1 protein-coding gene is annotated in these 229 nt (G+C 38.4%); it reads right to left on the bottom strand.

All coding sequences use genetic code 11. The features are described from left to right. Positions 1–11: 11 nt before the first annotated feature. Positions 12–229: hypothetical protein (locus ACYP03_RS28460; RefSeq protein ID WP_459783000.1), on the bottom strand; the 218-nt coding region annotated here is incomplete at its 5' end.

Genomic DNA, 229 nt, shown 5'->3' on the forward strand with positions numbered 1-229 from the left:
CACTGTCTTATCTACGTATATGGCGCCTGATGAACTCTCACCAATTGCGTATATAAATAACTCTGCTGTTCAAGTGTCATCTGACTGATCTTATTCAAATCGAGCCCGATCAATGATTTCAATATCGCGCAATTATATTTTTGGTAGTTCACTTCATCTTTGCACTGGCCAACATAAGTTTTGAGCGTGTCCATATACTTTTTATACAAGTGAGAATTTGCACGAACCC

The sequence above is a fragment of the Photobacterium sp. R1 genome (assembly GCF_054600795.1).